The organism is Amycolatopsis vastitatis (genome assembly GCF_002234595.1).
Lineage (GTDB): Bacteria > Actinomycetota > Actinomycetes > Mycobacteriales > Pseudonocardiaceae > Amycolatopsis > Amycolatopsis vastitatis.
Window position 1 is genome coordinate 113120 of record NZ_NMUL01000026.1, and the last position, 17181, is coordinate 130300.

Annotated in this window: 16 protein-coding genes; 10 read left to right on the plus strand and 6 right to left on the minus strand. The window is 71.5% G+C overall.

The genetic code is table 11. The features are described from left to right. The first annotated feature begins 25 nt into the window (after positions 1-25). From CF165_RS25750 to CF165_RS25775, 6 genes are read left to right on the plus strand one after another with little or no spacing between them, the layout of a single operon-like run. Entirely contained in the window at positions 26-832 is an 807-nt protein-coding gene (locus CF165_RS25750; RefSeq protein ID WP_093950134.1) for an ABC transporter ATP-binding protein, read from the plus strand. Then, positions 825-1532 carry an ABC transporter ATP-binding protein gene (locus CF165_RS25755; protein ID WP_093950135.1) on the plus strand — a complete coding sequence of 236 codons (708 nt, stop codon included), beginning with the start codon at positions 825-827 and terminating at the stop codon, positions 1530-1532. Before CF165_RS25750 ends, CF165_RS25755 begins: the two co-directional genes overlap by 8 nt. Positions 1533-1563: 31 nt before the next feature. Continuing rightward, a complete protein-coding gene (locus CF165_RS25760) occupies positions 1564-2415 on the plus strand; it encodes a branched-chain amino acid ABC transporter permease (RefSeq protein ID WP_093950136.1) in 852 nt (283 codons plus the stop codon). Continuing rightward, positions 2412-3479, plus strand: coding sequence for a branched-chain amino acid ABC transporter permease (locus CF165_RS25765; RefSeq protein ID WP_093950137.1), 1068 nt, complete (start codon positions 2412-2414; stop codon positions 3477-3479). Before CF165_RS25760 ends, CF165_RS25765 begins: the two co-directional genes overlap by 4 nt. Beyond that, a complete protein-coding gene (locus CF165_RS25770) occupies positions 3466-4779 on the plus strand; it encodes an ABC transporter substrate-binding protein (RefSeq protein WP_093950138.1) in 1314 nt (437 codons plus the stop codon). Before CF165_RS25765 ends, CF165_RS25770 begins: the two co-directional genes overlap by 14 nt. Positions 4780-4839: 60 nt before the next feature. Further along, positions 4840-5406, plus strand: coding sequence for a TetR/AcrR family transcriptional regulator (locus CF165_RS25775; RefSeq protein ID WP_093950139.1), 567 nt, complete (start codon positions 4840-4842; stop codon positions 5404-5406). Here the strand turns inward: CF165_RS25775 and CF165_RS25780 are convergent. The 3 genes from CF165_RS25780 to CF165_RS25790 all read right to left on the minus strand — a co-directional run bounded on the left by CF165_RS25780 (position 5403) and on the right by CF165_RS25790 (position 7530). Continuing rightward, on the minus strand, positions 5403-5618 hold the full coding sequence (locus CF165_RS25780; RefSeq protein WP_093950140.1) for a hypothetical protein: 216 nt from the start codon (positions 5616-5618) through the stop codon (positions 5403-5405). The two genes, CF165_RS25775 and CF165_RS25780, sit on opposite strands and share 4 nt — an antisense overlap. Before the next feature lie 71 nt (positions 5619-5689). Then, positions 5690-6346, minus strand: coding sequence for a response regulator (locus tag CF165_RS25785; RefSeq protein WP_093950141.1), 657 nt, complete (start codon positions 6344-6346; stop codon positions 5690-5692). After that, the gene (locus tag CF165_RS25790) at positions 6334-7530 is read right to left on the minus strand and encodes a sensor histidine kinase (RefSeq protein WP_093950142.1); all 1197 of its coding nucleotides are present in this window, start codon (positions 7528-7530) and stop codon (positions 6334-6336) included. Before CF165_RS25790 ends, CF165_RS25785 begins: the two co-directional genes overlap by 13 nt. Positions 7531-7654: 124 nt before the next feature. Between CF165_RS25790 and CF165_RS25795 the strand changes: the two genes are divergently transcribed. Both CF165_RS25795 and CF165_RS25800 read left to right on the plus strand, forming a co-directional pair. Then, positions 7655-8395, plus strand: coding sequence for an ABC transporter ATP-binding protein (locus CF165_RS25795; RefSeq protein WP_093950143.1), 741 nt, complete (start codon positions 7655-7657; stop codon positions 8393-8395). Beyond that, on the plus strand, positions 8389-10926 hold the full coding sequence (locus CF165_RS25800; RefSeq protein ID WP_093950144.1) for an ABC transporter permease: 2538 nt from the start codon (positions 8389-8391) through the stop codon (positions 10924-10926). Before CF165_RS25795 ends, CF165_RS25800 begins: the two co-directional genes overlap by 7 nt. 7 nt (positions 10927-10933) lie before the next feature. Here the strand turns inward: CF165_RS25800 and CF165_RS25805 are convergent, their stop codons facing one another. After that, positions 10934-13801, minus strand: a complete 2868-nt coding sequence (locus CF165_RS25805) for an AfsR/SARP family transcriptional regulator (protein WP_093950145.1) — start codon at positions 13799-13801, stop codon at positions 10934-10936. Between the two features lie 187 nt (positions 13802-13988). Here CF165_RS25805 and CF165_RS25810 point away from each other — a divergent pair, with 187 nt between their 5' ends. Beyond that, positions 13989-14657 (plus strand): hypothetical protein, encoded by a 669-nt coding sequence (locus CF165_RS25810; RefSeq protein ID WP_143268659.1) that lies wholly within the window; start codon positions 13989-13991, stop codon positions 14655-14657. A 388-nt stretch (positions 14658-15045) separates the two neighbouring features. Here CF165_RS25810 and CF165_RS25815 read toward each other — a convergent pair whose 3' ends face one another. Next, positions 15046-15264, minus strand: coding sequence for a DUF397 domain-containing protein (locus CF165_RS25815; RefSeq protein WP_240521784.1), 219 nt, complete (start codon positions 15262-15264; stop codon positions 15046-15048). After that, positions 15261-16127: a Scr1 family TA system antitoxin-like transcriptional regulator gene (locus CF165_RS25820; protein WP_093950147.1), complete on the minus strand. Its 867-nt coding sequence runs from the start codon at positions 16125-16127 to the stop codon at positions 15261-15263. The genes CF165_RS25815 and CF165_RS25820 overlap by 4 nt, the downstream gene beginning before the upstream one ends. A 232-nt stretch (positions 16128-16359) precedes the next feature. Between CF165_RS25820 and CF165_RS25825 the strand changes: the two genes are divergently transcribed. Next, complete coding sequence (locus CF165_RS25825) at positions 16360-17142, plus strand: hypothetical protein (protein ID WP_093950148.1); 783 nt, start codon at positions 16360-16362, stop codon at positions 17140-17142. The last annotated feature ends 39 nt before the right edge of the window (positions 17143-17181 follow it).

Sequence of the window (17181 nt, forward strand, 5' to 3'; positions counted from 1 at the left end):
CCACCTGGTGAGACAGGAGTCATCGATGACGCTTCTTGGTGAGGCCTCGCCCGGAGCGGACCTGCTCGTGGTCGACGGCCTCACCGTGCGCTTCGGTGGCCTCACCGCGCTGCACGACGTCCGGCTGAGCGTCGACGCCGGCACCGTCGTCGGCGTCATCGGGCCCAACGGCGCCGGCAAGACCACGCTGTTCAACGTCGTCTGCGGGTTCGTGCGGCCGCAGGCGGGCCGCGTGCTGTGGCGGGGACAGCCCCTCGTGCGGCACCGCACCGAACACCTCGCCCGGCTCGGGATCGTCCGGACCCTGCAGGGCCTCGGCCTGTTCCCCGGCCTGACCGTGCTCGAGAACGTGATGGCCGGGGCGGGCCGCCACGCCCGGACCGGCGTGCTGCCCGCCCTCGCGGGTGCCGGACGTTCGGCGCGCGACGAAGCCGCGTTGGCCGCCCGCGCCCGCGAAACGCTCGGTGAGCTGGGCATCGCCGACCTCGCCGGCCGCCTGCCCGGCGTTCTCCCTTACGGCGTGCGGAAACGCGTCGCGCTCGCGCGGGCGCTGGTCGCGGACCCGGACCTGCTGCTGCTCGACGAACCCGCGAGCGGGCTCTCGGCCGCCGAGCTCGCCGAACTCTCTACGTTGATCGTGTCCCTGCGGCGGCACATGGCGATCGTCCTCGTCGAACACCACATGGACCTCGTCATGCAGGTCTGCGACCGCGTGGTGGTGCTGAACTTCGGCGAGGTGATCGCGGCGGGCACCCCGGCCGAGATCCAGGCCGACCCCCGCGTGGCCGAGGCCTACCTCGGCGATCCCGCCGAGGAGGCGCCCGGTGCTTGAGATCGAAGAGCTTTCCGTGGCCTACGGCGCGGTCCGCGCGCTCGACGGCGTCGGCATCACGGTCGAGCGCGGCGCGATCACCGCCGTCCTCGGCGCGAACGGGGCGGGCAAGACGACGCTGCTGCGCACGATCAGCGGCCTGCAGCCCGCCCGCGGCGGCCGGATCGCCTGGGACGGCAGGGAACTCACCGGGCTGGCGCCGGACCGCATCGCGCGCGGCGGGATCGCGCACGTGCCCGAGGGCGGCGGCGTGATCACCGAGCTGACCGTCGACGAGAACCTCCGGCTGGGCGCGCTGTGGCGGCGTGACCGCGCCGATCGCGCGGCCGCGCGCGAGGAGGTGTACGAGCTTTTCCCGCCGCTGGAAGAACGTTCGGCGAAACCCGCGTCGACGCTGTCGGGCGGCGAGCGGCAGATGCTGGCCATCGGTCGTGCGCTGATGAGCCGTCCGGCGCTGCTGCTGCTGGACGAACCGTCGCTGGGGCTGGCCCCGCTGATCACCGCCCGCATCATGGGAATCCTGCGGGACCTGCGGGCCTCGACCGGGCTCACCGTCGTGCTCGTCGAGCAGAACGCGCACAGCGCCCTGTCCATCGCCGACCGCGGGTACGTCCTCGCGCTCGGCCGCGTCGTGGCGGTCGACACCGCGGCGGAACTCCTGGCCGACGACGGCCTCCGCCACGCCTACCTCGGTTTCTGACTTCCCCTCACCAGGAGGTGACCGGTCCGGTATGCAGAACTTCTTCGACCTGACCCTCGGCGGGATCTCGGCCGGCGCGGTGTACGCGGCGCTCGGGCTCGCCCTGGTCATCATCTACCGGGCCACCCGGGTGGTGAACTTCGCGCAGCCCGCGCTCGCCCTGATTTCGACGTACCTCGCGTACTCGGTGACCAAGGCGACGGGCAGCTACTGGCTCGGCTTCGCCGTCGCGATCGCCGCCGGGACCGTGCTGGGCGTCGCCACCGAACGGCTGCTGATCCGGCCGCTGCGGCACCGCTCCGAGCTGAGCTCGATCATCGTCACCCTCGGGCTCCTGCTGGTGCTGCAGGCGGTCTCGGGCATGATCTGGTCCAACGAGCCGCTGGCGTTCCCGTACGCCTTCGACTTCCGCGGCCGGTTCTCCGCCAACGACCTGTTCGTCGTCTTGGTGGTGCTGGCCATCGCCGCGCTCGTGCTGGTGGTGTTCAAGTACACGCCGCTGGGCCTGCGGATGCGCGCGGCCGCTTTCGCCCCCGACGTGGCACGGACGCTGGGGGTGCGGGTCGGGCTGATGCTCACCGTCGGCTGGGGACTGGCCGCGGGCGTCGGCTCGCTGGCCGGGCTGCTCGCCACGCCGCCGTTCCTCTTCCCGAACGTGCTGGACGGCGTCTTCGTCTACGCGCTCACCGCCGCGGTGCTCGGCGGCCTCGACAACCCGCTGGGCACCATCGCCGGCGGGTTCGTCCTCGGCGTCGGACTGTCCTATGTGTCCGGATACCTGGGACCGGAGCTGGTGACGATCGCCGCGCTCGCGATCCTGGTGGTCGTGCTGACGCTGCGCCCGAGCGGGTTGTTCGGCCGGGCCAAGGTGAGGCGGGTATGACCGTGCGCACGAAAGTCCCGGAAACCGCGGTGGAAACACCGAAGCAGCGCCGGGTGCTGCCGCCACTGCTCGTCCACGCGCTCGCCGCCCTGGGCGCCCTCGCCGTCGTCGTCGCGCTGACCCTGGTCACCGACGAGTTCACCAACCTGCGGATCGCGACGATCGGCTACTACCTGATTGCGGTGGCCGGGCTGACCCTGCTCACCGGGCTCACCGGCCAGGTCTCGCTGGGACACGGCGCGTTCATGTTCATCGGCGCCTACACGGTCGCGTTGCTGGTGCGCCGCGTGCCGTCGTTCCCGCTGTGGGCCGACCTGCTGCTGGCCTCGGCCGCCGGCGGGCTCGCCGGGCTGCTGGCGGGCGCCGCCGCGGCCCGGCTGCGCGGCCCCTACCTCGCCGGGGCGACGCTCGCGCTGGCCGTCGGCCTGCCCGCGCTCACCCGCCGGTTCCCGGACTTCCTGGGCGGCAGCAACGGGCTGAGTTTCACCGTCCACAGCAGACCGTCCATCGTGGTCGGTGTCATCCCGGAGCTGCGGTGGCAGACGTGGATCGTCTGGCTCAGCGTGCTCCTCGCGCTGGTGCTGGTGGTGAACATCGTCCGCGGCCGGCTCGGCCGCGACTTCCGCGCGGTCCGCGACGACGAGGTCGCCGCCGCGCTGGCCGGGATCGCCGTCGGCCGCACGAAGATCCTCGCCTTCCTGGTCAGCGCGGTCTGCGGCGGGCTCGCCGGTGGCCTGCAGGCGTTCCTGCTCGGCACCGCCGCACCCGGGTCGTTCACGCCGGCGCTGTCGCTGAGCCTGCTGGCGGCCGTGGTGCTGGGCGGGCTCGGTTCGCTCTGGGGCGCGCTGTGGGGCGCGGTCGCGCTCGTCTACTTCCAGGCCTGGTCCGAAGACCTCGCCGACGTCCTGCACCTGAACACCGACGTGGCCAACAACCTCCCGCTCGCGGTGTACGGCGTGATCCTCATCGTCGTCGTGCTCGCCTTCCCGCGCGGCATCCAGGGTGGCTTCCGAAGACTGGGCACGTCGATCCGCCGAGCGAAGGAGAACCATGAGAACCACTAGGTACGGCGCGGGTTTCCTGGCTCTCGCCCTCACGCTGAGCGCGTGCGGCGGCGCGGGCGAGAGCGACGGCGGTGGCGCGAAGACCGCCGACTCGGCGGTCGGAGTCACGAAGGACGCTGTCGTCATCGGCACCCACCAGCCGCTCACCGGCCCGGCCGCGCCCGGGTACAGCCGGATCTCCGTCGGCGCCCGCGCGGTGTACCAGGCGATCAACGACGGCGGCGGGGTCAACGGCCGCAAGATCGACTACCGCGTCGAGGACGACGGCTACAACCCGACGCGAACCGTCGAGGTCGTCAAGAAGCTCGTGCTGCAGGACAAGGTGTTCGCGATCGTCGGCGGCCTCGGCACGCCGACGCACTCCAAAGTGGTCGACTACCTCAACTCCGAAGGCGTGCCGGATGTCCTGGTGTCGTCGGGCGCGCTCGCCTGGGACAACCCGCAGAAGGCGCCGATGACCTTCGGGTACCAGGTGGACTACACCCGCGAGGGCAAGATCCAGGGCAAGTACATCAAGGACACCTTCGCCGGCAAGAAGATCGGGTACTTCACGCAGAACGACGACGTCGGCCGCGACACCCAGGCCGGGCTCGACCAGTTCGTCAAGGACCAGACCGTCGTCCGGCAGGGCTACGACACCGCCAACACCGACGTCACGCCGCAGCTGTCCGCGCTCAAGGCGGCCGGCGCGGAGGTCGTCGTCTGCGAGTGCATCCCGGCGTTCACCGCGCTGGCCATCCTGTCCGCGGCGAAGATCGGCTACCACCCGCAGTTCGTCGTCAGCAGCATCGGTGCGGACCCGACGACGCTTTCCGGGCTGTTGCAGGACTTCGCCAAGCGCGGCGGCGCCAGCGTCTCGAGCGCGCAGCTGCTGTCCGGCCTGATCGGCACCGGCTACCTGCCGGACGTCGCGCTGACTTCGGACCCGTGGGTCGCCTACTTCAAGGGCATCCACGACAAGTACATCCCGAAGGAGCCGTTCACCAACACCCTGTTCTTCGGGATGGTGCAGGCTTTCACGTTCGCGCAGGCGCTGAAGGCGGCGGGCCCGGACCCGACGCGGCAGAAGCTCGTCGACGCGATGACCTCCGGCGCCCTCAAGGGGCCGGGGCTGACACCGTTCGGGTTCTCGAAGGACTCGCACTCCGGCTACACCGGCGCGTACGTGTTCAAGATCAACCCGGACACCACGACTACGGTGATCCAGCCGCCGGCCGTCACCGACCGGGGAACCGGCGCGATCACGCCGTACACCGGTGAGCGCGCCACTCCGGAGCAGGTGAACCCGCAGGGCAAGTGAGGACCGGGCCGGGCTCGTGGCGGGCCCGGCCCGCCCCGCTCACTCGAATAGGGTAACGACATGACGGTCAGGGAGAAGGTCGTGCGGGCGGCGGTGCGCCTGTTCGCGGAGAAGGGGTTCGAGGCCACCACGGTCCGCGAAATCGTCGAAGAGGCCGGCGTGACCAAGGGCGGGCTGTACCACTACTTCGAGTCCAAGGACGACCTGCTCTTCGAGATCTACGCGGCGATGCTGCGGATGCAGACCCGGCGCATGGAGACGATCGCCGAATCGGACCTCCCCCTGCCGGAACGGCTGCACGCGATCATCGCCGACGTCGTGGTGACGAGCATCGCCGACCTCGACGCGGCGACCGTGTTCTTCCAGTCGTTCCCGCTGCTGGAGAAGTCCAAGCAGGTCCAGGTGCGCGCCGAGCGGCGCACCTACCACGAGCGGGTGCGCGACCTCGTTTCCGAAGGCCAGCGGACGGGCGTGTTCCGCAGGGACGTTCCGGCCGACCTGGTGATCAACTACCACTTCGGCGCCATCCACCGGCTGGGCATGTGGTACCACGCCGAAGGCGAGCTGTCGGGGGAGCAGGTGGCCGACCACTTCGCCGGCCTCATGCTGCGCAGCCTCCGTCCTTAGCGGACACGTCGGTCCCCGAGCTGCCGCCGTCGGCGGACGTGGTGGGTGACCAGCAGGGCGATCGTGCCGAGCGCGATGCCGCCGGCGACCATCCGCACCGGAAGACCCAGGCCCACCAGGGGACCGCCGGCGTTGACCACGGCACTGACGGCCAGGACCAGCCAGAGGAGGACGGGGGACGAAGAGCGGGTGACCGCGTTGTCGTTGTTCATGCCGAGAACGCTAGGGATTCCGCGGGACGGCGAGAATGCCGTCCGCACCCCGATCCGGGGTGGTGCCTGCGCTACCCCGCGTCGCGGCCGAGGTAGGCCAGCACCGCCAGCACCCGGCGGTGCCCGGCGCCTTCGTCGGACGGCAGCCCGAGCTTCTGGAAGATGTTGCGGATGTGCTTGAGCACCGCGCCGTCGCTGACCACCAGGAGCTCGGCGATCGTGCTGTTGTTGTAGCCCTCCGCCATCAGCGCCAGCACCTCGCGTTCCCGCGCCGTCAGGGCGGCCAGGGGGTCCGCGGTGCGGTGGCGGGCCATCAGCCTGCCGATCACCTCGGGGTCCATGGCCGTGCCGCCCTTCGCGACCCGCCGCAGCGCGTCGAGGAACCGCTCGACCTTGCCGACGCGTTCCTTGAGCAGGTAACCGACTCCGCCGACGCCGTCGGCGAGCAGCTCGACCGCGTAGCTCGTCTCCACGTGCGCCGACAGCACCAGCACCGGGAGGGCCGGGTGGATTTCGCGGGCGCGCACGGCCGCGCGCAGGCCCTCGTCGCGGTGGGTCGGGGGCATGCGGACGTCCATCACGACCGCGTCGGGGCGGTCGTTTTCGATGAACGCCAGGAAGTCCTCGGCGTTGTCGACCGCGGCGGCCACCTCGATGCCCGCCGTCTTCAACAGCAGGGAAAGGCCTTCGCGCAGCAGCGCGTCGTCCTCGGCGATCACGACCCGCATGGCAGCTCCACTCGCAGCACGGTCGGCCCACCGGGTGGGCTGGTCAGGGTGAGGGTTCCGTCGAAGGCTTCGGCGCGGCGGCGGATCCCGGCGAGCCCGCTGCCGCGCGACTCGTCGGCGCCGCCGCGGCCGTCGTCGCGGATTTCCAGGCACAGCACCGAATCCGTCCCACCGAGCGTGATGTCCACACGGGACGCTTCGGCGTGCTTGGTCACGTTGGCCAGCACCTCCGCGACGACGAAGTACGCGGCCGCCTCGACCGCGGCCGGGCGGCCGGCCTCGGAGGCGACGTCGACGGCGGCCGGCACGGGGCACTGCTCGGCGAGCGCGCGCACCGCCCCGGCCAGGCCGCGCTCGCTCAGCAGCGGCGGGTGGATGCTGCGCACCACCGTGCGCAGCTCGGCCAGCGCGTCGGTCGCGGTGTCCTGCGCCTTGACCAGCAGGTCGCGCGCGGCGGCCGGGTCGCGGTCGTAGAGCTGGTCCGCCACGCCGAGTTGCAGGACGACCGCCGCGATCCGGGCCTGCGTGCCGTCGTGCAGGTCACGCTCGATGCGGCGCAGCTCGGCCCCGTGCGCCTCCAGCGCCGCGGCCCGCGTCGCGGTCAGCTCGGCGACCCGGTCGGCCAGGACGACGCCCGGGGCGGGCTTGAGCAGCTTCTGGGCGGTGCGAGCCTGCCAACGGGCGACGCGCGGCAGCAGCAGGGTCGCCGCGGCCATCGCGGCGCCGACGACGAGGGTGAGCGCGGCCAGCGGCCACGAATTCACCACGACCCCGTAGGAGCCTTCGATCCCGCCGGGCACCGCGGGCCAGGCGAAGGCCGTGATGACCTGCTGGACCACGCCGAGGGGCAGGCCGACCGCCAGCGCGCCGGCCGGCATGCCGGTCGCGGCGTGCAGGGCGAGCCACGCGAGATCCCGGCGGGTGGCCGGGTCCTTCAGCGGGGAGCCGTCCCGGTACGGCTCGGGGATCGGCTCGCCGAGCGCCCGCGCGCGGCGGCGGTCGACCCCGACCGGCCATCGCGCCAGCTGGATCGCGGGCGCCAGCGCCGGGATGCCGACACCGAACGGGCACAGCAGCAGGACGGCGAACAGCCCGGCGAGCGCGAAGATCGACAGCATCGAAGTGCCGGCGCCGACGGCGAGGTAACGCACCGCCGACCAGCACTCGCGCAAGCGGGTCGTCACGCCTGCAGTGTCCCACCCCACCACCGTGGTGGTGCTGGCGCTACCCCCGATTCTCCCCTCCACGGGATCGAACGGCGGCCGCCGTGAACCTAGTTTTCCTGATGAGAAAACGAAGGGGATCGAGATGACCACAACGAGCGCGTATGCGCTGGAGCTGACCGGGGTGCGGAAGGTGTACGGCTCCGGCGACGGCGCGGTCACCGCGCTGGACGGCGTGTCGGCGGGTGTCGCGCGGGGGACGTTCACCGCCGTCATGGGCCCGTCGGGCTCGGGCAAGAGCACCTTCCTGCACTGCGCGGCCGGGCTGGACCGGCCGACGTCGGGAAAGGTGCTGCTGGGCGGCACCGAGATCGGCGGCCTGAAGGAAAACGAGCTGACCCGGCTGCGGCGCACCCGGATCGGGTTCGTCTTCCAGGCCTACAACCTGTTGCCGTCGCTGAACGTGCTGCAGAACATCACGCTGCCGATGCGGCTGGCCGGCACCAAGCCGGACCCGCGGTGGCTGCGGCAGGTCGTCGACGGCGTGGGGATCGCGAACCGGCTGGAACACCGTCCGGCGGAGCTGTCCGGCGGGCAGCAGCAGCGCGTCGCGATCGCGCGGGCGCTCGTCACCCGGCCCGAGGTGGTGCTGGCCGACGAGCCGACCGGTGCCCTCGACACGCGCACCGCGCGGCAGGTGCTGGACCTGCTCCGCGCCGTCGTCGAGGGCATGGGGCAGACCGTCCTGATGGTCACCCACGACCCCGTCGCGGCTTCGGCGGCGCACAGCGTCCTGTTCCTGGCCGACGGCAAGCTGGCCGGTCACCTCCCGAACCCCACGCCCGAGCGGGTGGCGGAGCGGATGACGCACCTCGGGGAGTGGTGAGCGTGCTGACACTGGCCTGGCAGACGATCCGGACCCGGCTCGGCGGGTTCGCCGGCGCGTTCATCGCGATCCTGTGCGGCACCGCCCTGGTGGCGGCGTGCGGTGTCCTCATGGAGTCCGGCCTGCGCGCCGGCGTCCCCACGCAGCGGTACGCCGCCGCGGCCGTCGTCGTCGGCGGCGCCCAGACCGTCCGGCCCCCGGGCGCCGACGCGCTTTCCTTCGAGCAGGTCGGCGAGCAGCCCACGGTCCCGGCGGCGCTGGCCGGGCGGATCGCCTCCGTGCCCGGCGTGCGTTCCGCGGTGGCGGAGCAGAGCTTCCCGGCGCAGGTGGTGACCCGCGACGGGCAGGTGCTCGGCGGTCCGGAGTCCCTCGGCCACAACTGGGACGCGGCCGCGCTGGCGCCGTTCACCCTGCGTGGCGGTGACGCGCCCGCGGCCGCCGACGAGGTCGTGCTGGACGCCGACCTGGCGCGCCGGGCCGACGTCGGCATCGGCGGGCAGGTGCGGATCACGACGCGGTCGGTGCCGGCGACGTTCAAGGTGAGCGGTGTCGTCGACAGCGTGTCGCGCCAGTCGGCGTTGTTCTTCACCCCGGAACGGGCGGCGGAGCTGGCCGGGCAGCCCGGCCGGGCGCACGCGATCGGCGTCCTCGCCGGCCCCGGGGTGACGCCGGAAACCCTGGCCGACCGGGTGCGGGCGGTCGCGGACGGCGCGGAGGTCACCACGGGCGTCGAGCGCAGCAGCGTCGAGTTCCTCGACGTCAGCCAGACGCGGACGCTGCTGCTGGCGATCGCCGGTTCGTTCGGCGGGTTCGCGTTGCTGGTCGCGGTGTTCGTGGTGGCGAGCACGCTGGCCCTGACGATCAACCAGCGCCGCCGCGAGTTCGCGCTGCTGCGCGCGGTCGCGGCCACCCCGAAGCAGATCCGCAAGCTCATCGGCATCGAGACGACGCTGGTCGCGCTGGTCGCCGGCGTGCTGGGCAGCGCGCTGGGCCTGGTGGTGGCGTCCGGGCTGCGGGACGCGTTCGCCGCGATCGGGGTGATCCCGGCCGACTTCGGGCTGGCGATCAGCCCGCTGCCGCTGCTCGCCGCGGTGCTGCTCGGCCTGGGCGCGGCCCGGCTGGCGGCCTGGGCGGCGTCGCGGCGGCCGTCGTCGATCCGGCCGGTCGAGGCGCTCGGGGAGGCCGCAGTGGAGCGGCGCGAACTCGGCCGCGGCCGGCTGCTCACCGGCTGGGGCCTGGTGCTCGCCGGCTTCGGCGGCGCGCTCGTCCCGCTGTTCCTCCGCGGCGACATCGCGGCCGCGGTGTCCTCGATGGCGACGCTGGTCGTGGTCATCGGGCTGGCCGTGGTGGGCCCGCAGGTGACCGGCCTGGTGGTGCGGTTCCTGGCCCCGGCGCTGGCGCGGGTGTGGCGGATCAGCGGGTACCTGGCGGGCGCGAACGCCCACGCGAACGCCCGGCGCGTCGCCGCCGCGGTGACGCCGCTGATGCTCGCGGTGGCGTTCGCCCTCGCCATGTTCTACGGCCCGCTGGCCGCCACGGCGGCGGCCGAGCAGCAGACGGCGCGGTCGACGACCGCCGACTACGTGCTCGCGGCCCCGGGCGGCGTTTCCCCGGAGGTCGCGGAGGCGGCCCGGCAGGTGCCCGGTGTGGCGGCGGCGACGCCGGTGGTGCGGACGTCCGTGATCACCGCGAGCACGCTGGGCGACAGCGTCGAGGTCCAGCGGACGCCGGCCCAGGGCCTGGCGGCCGAGGAGGCGGGCGGCGCCCTCGAACTGGGCGTCGACGCGGGGAAGCTCACGGACCTGACCGGCGACACCGTGGCGCTGAGCCGCTCGGAAGCGGACTGGCTGGACAAGAAGCTCGGCGACGAGGTCGAGTTCTACTTCGGCGACGGCGTCCCGGCGAAGCTGCGGCTGGTGGCGACGTACACGCACGACCTGGCGTTCGGCGACTTCGTCCTGCCGGTGGCGCTGGCCCGCGAGCACGTCGGCGGCCGTCTGGACGACTCGGTGCTGATCCGGAGCCGGCCCGGCGCCGACGCGGCCGCGGTGGCCACGGCGTTGCGGGCACTGCCCTACCCGGGCCTGACCCTGACCACCCCGACCTCGGCCGCCCCGGAAGGCGGCGAACGGCAGGCGCAGTTCTACCTGAACCTTGTGGCGGCCGGCGTGATCGTCGGGTATCTGGCGATTTCCGTGGCCAACACGCTGGTCCTGACGACGGCGCAGCGAAGCCGGGAGTTCGCGCTGCTGCGCCTGGTCGGGACAACGCGTCGTCAGGTGACCCACATGATGCGGCTCGAGGCGCTGGCCACGGTGGGGATCGCCATGGCACTGGGGACGCTGGTGGCCCTGGTTCCGTTGGCACTGCTCAACATCGGATTGCGCGGCAACGTGGTTCCGGCGGGACCGCCGTCCGTCTACTTCGGAATCATCGCGGGCGCGGCGGCGCTCGGGATGGTGGCGATCGGGGTGGCGACGCGGGTGACGCTGCGAGCCCGGCCGATCGATGCGATCGGCGTGCGCGAGTAGGCGGGTCTCACGGGCCGGGTCCCGCGGGCCACAGCCCGAGGCGGCCGAACTCGGCACGGACGTGTTCGTGCACCGGACCGTCGAGTTCGGCGACGAGCGCGATGGTCTGGCGGGATTCGTTCCACGCCTCGGCCTGCCGGCCCGTGGCCGCGAGGGAACGGACCAAGGCCACCAGCGCGCGGACGGCCTGGCCGCGGTCGGCGGAGGACCGGGAAATGCCGAGTGCCTTCCGGGCGTACAGCAGGACATCGCCGTGTTCGCCGGCGTCGCAGCCGGCCTCACTCAGCTCGACCAGCGCGGTGAGCGTCCGCTCGTGGTCCGCGGGGTGGCGGTCGTGCAACGTGACTGCCTCGGTCAGGAAGCGGATGGCCTCCGTCGTCCGGCCGGCCCGGCGGCTCAGGAGGCCGAGCTCCAGCGCCATGGCGGCGTGACGCCGGTGATCACCGAGTTCGGTGTAGAGCAGTTTCGCGCGGGTCAGGTACCGCGCTGCCTCTTCGAGCCTTTCCCGCCGGCGGAGATGCGCGCCGAGCGCACCGTGCACCGCCGCGCATTGTGCGGGTTCGGTCAGGCCGTCCTGGAGTTCCAGGGCCTGGCGCAGGCAGGACTCGGCGTAGGCCGGGTCACCGGAGTCCTCCGCGTGACCGGCGAGCAGGAGAAGGACTTCGGTCGATGACCGGTTGTCGCCCGTGACGCGGAAGATCGTGCTCGCCAGCTGGAGGGATTCCTCGGCTTTCACCGGATCGCCGAGCACCTGGTGGATGCGTGCCAGCGCGGTCAGTGCCTGGCCCTCGGCACCGAGAGCTTTCGCGGCTCGGGCGGCCAGCAAGACGGCTTGGGCGGTTTCGTGCCATCCGGCGCCCGTGAAATCGAGGTGGGGCCGGAGCAACCGCAGCAATGTCCCCGCCCGGGCCAGGTCACTGCTCGCCGCGCGGTGGATCGCGGCGGACAGATACGTTTCCTCCTCGGCGAGGAACGCCTTGGCCGCGGTGTAGTCCGGCGGCCGATCCGCACCGCGCCACCGGGTGGGTGCCAGGGCTTCGGCGGCCTCCTGGACGCGGGCGATGTACCAGTCGAGCAGCCGTGCCTGCGCGCGCAAGCGGTCGGCCGGCGGATCGTGGACGAGCGCGAGGCGTTCGCCGGTCGCCCGGGTGAGTGCGTCCATGCGGAAGCGGCCGTCTTCCCTGATGACGAGGTAGCGGGCGGCCAGTTCGGCGAGCGCGCCGCGGGTGGTCTCGTCGTCGGTCCCGTCGAGGGCGCACACCGCTTCCTCGCCGATGCCGGATTCGACGTGGACCGCGAGCAGCCGGAACAGCCGGGCGGCCCGGGGGCCGAGCGCGTCGCAGGACCACAGCAGCGAAGTCAGGATCGTTCCCGACGCGAGTTCGCCGGCCAGGAGCAGCTCGGCCGGGCTCGGTAGTCCCCCGGTGTCGGGCAGGAGCTCGGCGAGGGTACGGACGGCCTGCGGAGTACCGCCGGTGAGCTCGACGACCGTCGCCGGCTCCGGGGGCGCGACCGGCGAGTCCCGGAGCAGGCCGGCGAGCAGCCGGGCCACCTCGATCTCGGTGAACCGCCCGGCCTCCAGGCGATAGGCGCCGTGGCGGGTCACGAGGTCGCTCAGCCGGTGCCGGCTGGTGACGATGACGACGCACTGGGCACTGCCCGGCAGCAAGGGCACGACCTGCCCGGAGTCCCGCGCGTTGTCCAGGAAGAACAGTGCCCGGCTGTCGTCGAACAGGGTGCGCAGCATCGCCGTCCGGGCGCTCAGGCTCGCGGGCATCGCCGACGCCGCGACGCCCAGGGCGTCGAGGAACTCACCCAGGACCTCGCCCGGATCGCGCGGAGGGGCAGTGCCGTACCCGGAGAGGTCGGCGTGCAGCTGGCCGTGGGGGAACTGGTCGCGGATGCCGTGCGCCCAGCACAGTCCGAGCTCCGTCTTGCCGACCCCGGCCGGGCCGGTGATGGCGATGATCAGCGTTGCCGGTGAGCCACCGACGCGGGAGCGCAGGAGCAGCTCGTCGAGCCGGGCGAGCTCCGCGGAGCGATCGACGAATTCGCTGACCCGGGACGGCAGCTGGGCGGGTGGCAGCGCACGGAGTGCGGCCTGGGTGCGGTGGAGATCCGCCGGCGCCAGCGCATCCCGTGACTGCAGCAGCCGCCGGTGCAGTTCCTGCAGTTCACGGGCGGGCCCGGTGCCGAACGACCGGGCCGACCGGTCGTAGACTTCTTTCCAGTAGGCGTCGAATTCTTCGTAGTGGCCGAGACCGTCGAGCGCGGTCAGCCGCTGCGCGATGTACTCGGTGTCGAATTCGTGCTCGACCATCGCGACGTCGAGGGTCTGCAGCACCTCGCGGAAGTGGCCACGTTCGAGCTCGACGGCGCACAACGCCTGGTAACCCGCGACGCGGTCGTAGCGGTCGAGGTCTTCGCGCTTGCGCTCCATCCAGACGGTGCCGAGGTCTTCGACCGCGGGCCCGCGCCAAAGGTCCATCGCTTCGCTGAGCGCGGCCGCGGCCTCGTCCAGCCGCCCGGCCCGCCGTGCGATCCCGGCGTCGCGAACCAGGGTCTTGAACCGCGCGTAGTCGAGATCGTCGTCGCCGGGGAGGAACAGGTAACCGGCCCGCTGGGTGACGATCCGCGCCGAAACACCGGAGCCGCGCAGGGAAGCGCGCAGCCGGCTGACGTAGGCCTGGAGATCTTTCCTGGCGTGGTCGGGCGGGTTGTCGTCCCAGAGCGCCTCGGTGACCGTCCGGAGGCTGACCACCTTGCCGTGGTGGAGCATCAGCACACCGAGCAGCGAACGCTCTTTCGCGCGCCCGAGCGCGACTTTCCGGTCGCCGAGCCGGAGCTCGACAGCCCCCAGGATCCGGAACTCCATCGGGCTTCCTCGTTCACCCCTGGCCTGCCGGCAAGGTCTTCTCGACCAGCACAGTAACCCGCGGAGCAGGCCGGTTCGGCGCAGGTCAACCGGCTGTCAAGGATTTGTCCAGCAACCGGCAACCGAAGCGTCAACCACCGGCGTTCACGATCATCCCGACACGAGTGGCCCGGCGGGAGGAGGTCAGATGTCGTGGAGGGAATGGACCGGACGAATGCGGAAGCGGCCGTTTCCGGACTGCTCGGCCGAGCCGGTCGCGGATCCGGTGCACCACACCATTCTGGCGCTCGCCATCGAGGGTTTTTCCGCGCCCGACCGGACGACAATGCACCGGCTGGCGGTCCGGGCAGGCATCTACCGCGTGGCCGAGCAGGCGCTGTCGGCCGTCGGAGTGGAGTGGGAAGAATGCCACCGCGCCGACCTCGGCGACGGCGTGCTGATCCTGGTGCCCGCGGGCTATCCGAAGGCGGTGTTCACCGAGCTGGTCCCGGCCGAGCTCACGGCATTCCTGGCCGTCCACAACGCTGCCCGCGTGCGGCCGGAACGAATCCGGCTTCGTGTGGCTCTCCATGCGGGAGAGGTGAGTTACGACGTGCACGGCACGACCGGGGCCGCGATCGTGCACACGTTCCGGCTGCTGCGATCGAGGGTGCTCGAGGACGCGGTGGCGTGCGCGGGCGGAGATCTGGCGCTGATCGCGTCGGCCTGGTTCTACGACGAGATCATCCGCCACAGCCCGGTCAGCAGGCCGGACCTCTTCCGGCAGGTGCTGGTCCAGGAGAAGGAAACCGCGGCCCATGGTTGGGTTCGCTTGCTGGGATCGGGGGACGGAGCCCGGCGGCAGCCGGCCGGATGATCACCGCTCGGATGAGCGTTCCTCACCGGCTTCCTCGCCCCGCTGCGCTTCGATGTGGAGCCGGAACGCAGCCACGGCAGTGGCCGGAAGCGCGATGACCGGCGAGTCGGGTCGGCAGTCCGGGGTGTCCCGGACTAGGGTGGCGCCACACGAGTTGCACACGGCGGTGAAGTCACCGCAGTTGCTCGTGGTGTGGTGAGCACATATCTGCCGAATCACATGAAGTCCTTGCGTAGGTACGAATCTTTCCACGTTTTCGGGCACGACAACGACCCGCGCAGGTACGGTCTTCTGCGCGTGCGGTGAGCAGTCGCGGCCGGAAGGTTTGCGAGCGGTGGGATGAGGGTTTCCGGCCGCACCCCCATCCCCGCGCCTCACGTATCCGAGGTCAGGAATCCTCCCGTGTCACGACGTTGAGAAAAGATTTCCAGGCTTTTGGTGTGAATTCGATGATCGGGGAGTCGGGACGGCGATCTTTGCTGTCGCGGACCAGAGTGACATCGGTGGAGATACTGGTTTCGACGCAGCTGCCCCCGGCGTTGGAATAGCTACTGACGAACCACCCTGCGCGGACGCGGCGGGCAGGGATCGAGATTTGCTTTGTCAATCGATTTCCTTGCTGTGATGGTGAATCATTCTCAATGTGGCCCTCGCGTCGAGCGCCAGCCGGTATGCGTCCTCGAACGTGGTCGTGAGATTCCGGACCTGCGTCGGGTCGTCGATGATGCCCCAGGTGGTGACGGTTTCCTGCCAGGCCAGGGTGGGCAGCTGCGGATTGTCGAAATCGATGAGGACGACGGTGGCTCCCCCGAAGAGCCCGCACGCCGTCGCGGTGAACGGGATCACCCGGATGTCGAGTTTGCCCGGGTGCCGCTCGATCAGGGTGGCGAGGTGCGTGAGCTGGTTCCGCAGCACGCGCGGGCCGCCGATTTGCTGGCGCAGGGTCGCTTCGCTGATGACCGCCGTGAAGGTGAACGGATCGTTCTCGTCGAAGAGGCGGGCCTGGCGACGTAGCCTGGCTTCCACGCGCTGGTCGACCTCGACCGGGCGCATGGTCACGTCGGGCATCATGATGGCTCTCGTGTAGTCGGGAGTCTGCAGCAACCCGGGAACCAGGAGGTTTTCGTAGTCCCGGACACCGCGTGCGCCTTGCTCCAACCCGTAGAGACGCTGGATCTCGTTGTCGAAAAGCGCGGAATACCGCGTCCACCAGCCACGCTCTTTGGCCGCCGCGCGCAGGGCGAGCAGCTCCGCTTTCTCCTCGTCGTCGAATTCGAACAGCTCGACGATCCGGGTGAGGCTTTCCAGCGACAAGATCTTGCGCTCGTTCTCGACCGCGGACCAGTAGTTGCGGGTGAAGCCGAGTGTCTCGGTGATCGTCCTGACCTCGACGCCGAGCTGCTCGCGACGCCGTTTCAGGCGAAGAGCGAGTTCCCACGAGGCGACGACCGGAGATGCGGGCGCGGACACGTCGGTCTCCGCTAGTGTCCGAAGTGGCCGGACAGGGCACCCATGTTCACGACCTTCTGCACGAGCAGACGCAGCTGCGAGGGACGTACGTGGTTACGGTAACCGAACAATGGTACCAGTGTGGTGCCGGCGCCATCACCGCTTACGTACGCTGAGGATAGACATCAGTGCACGGTGACACGCGCCGACGACGCGTTCCCGATCGGCTGATGCTCGGCGGAGGAAACGCACGATGCCCGATCCCGACGCGACGAGGCCGCCGGTGCCCCGGCCCGGCGGGCGGACGCACGCGCAGGCACGGGTGCGGACCGGGTGGGCTCCCGGGGCCATCGGGATCGCGCCGCTGCGCGGGGCGGGGCCGGGCTCGGTGGACTGGCGGGGCAGCGTCGAGCTGGACACCGCGCACTGCACCGTTGTCGTCGTCGATGTCGAAGGGTTCGGCAGGCGCAGCCGGACCAACCCGAACCGGCTGCGTGTCCGGCGGGGGATGTACCGCTCACTCGAACGAGCCTTCGCGGCCGCCGGGATCCCGTGGGGTGGCTGCCGCTACTCGGATCTGGGCGACGGTGTGCTCGTGCTGGCCTCGGCTGAGGTCACCAAGACGCTGTTCGCGGATCTGCTCCTCGGCGCCCTCGCCGATGAACTGGCCACCCACAACGGGGTTCATCCCCCGCAGGAACGCTTCCGGCTCAGGCTGGCGCTGCACGCCGGCGAGGTGTCCTACGACGAGTACGGTGTGACCGGGTCGTCGATCCTGCACGCCCAGCACCTGGTGGACGCGCCGCAGCTCAAGCGCGCGCTGGCGGACGCCGCGGCGGTGCTGGCGGTGATCGCCTCGGACTGGTTCTTCGACGAAGTCATCCGGCACAGCGAAAACAGCGGCGCCCGGGCGTACCGGTCCGTCGCCGTCTCGGGTGGTGAAGGCGCGGCCGGCGCATGGATCCGGCTCTTCGCCGCCCCGACGATCACGCGACCGCGGGGCCTGCTGCGGGCCCGGCGTGACCCCTTCGCCTGACTCACGCGATCGTCGCGGACACTCTCCGCCACGGTCGAA

Bases quoted from the DNA above. Each gene is read 5' to 3' on its own strand.
- CF165_RS25750 (WP_093950134.1), top strand. From the start codon at position 26: ATGACGCTTCTTGGTGAGGCCTCGCCCGGAGCGGACCTGCTCGTGGTC.
- CF165_RS25760 (WP_093950136.1), top strand. From the start codon at position 1,564: ATGCAGAACTTCTTCGACCTGACCCTCGGCGGGATCTCGGCCGGCGCG.
- CF165_RS25765 (WP_093950137.1), top strand. From the start codon at position 2,412: ATGACCGTGCGCACGAAAGTCCCGGAAACCGCGGTGGAAACACCGAAG.
- CF165_RS25770 (WP_093950138.1), top strand. From the start codon at position 3,466: ATGAGAACCACTAGGTACGGCGCGGGTTTCCTGGCTCTCGCCCTCACG.
- CF165_RS25775 (WP_093950139.1), top strand. From the start codon at position 4,840: ATGACGGTCAGGGAGAAGGTCGTGCGGGCGGCGGTGCGCCTGTTCGCG.
- CF165_RS25780 (WP_093950140.1), bottom strand. From the start codon at position 5,618: ATGAACAACGACAACGCGGTCACCCGCTCTTCGTCCCCCGTCCTCCTC.
- CF165_RS25785 (WP_093950141.1), bottom strand. From the start codon at position 6,346: ATGCGGGTCGTGATCGCCGAGGACGACGCGCTGCTGCGCGAAGGCCTT.
- CF165_RS25795 (WP_093950143.1), top strand. From the start codon at position 7,655: ATGACCACAACGAGCGCGTATGCGCTGGAGCTGACCGGGGTGCGGAAG.
- CF165_RS25805 (WP_093950145.1), bottom strand. From the start codon at position 13,801: ATGGAGTTCCGGATCCTGGGGGCTGTCGAGCTCCGGCTCGGCGACCGG.
- CF165_RS25810 (WP_143268659.1), top strand. From the start codon at position 13,989: ATGTCGTGGAGGGAATGGACCGGACGAATGCGGAAGCGGCCGTTTCCG.
- CF165_RS25825 (WP_093950148.1), top strand. From the start codon at position 16,360: ATGCCCGATCCCGACGCGACGAGGCCGCCGGTGCCCCGGCCCGGCGGG.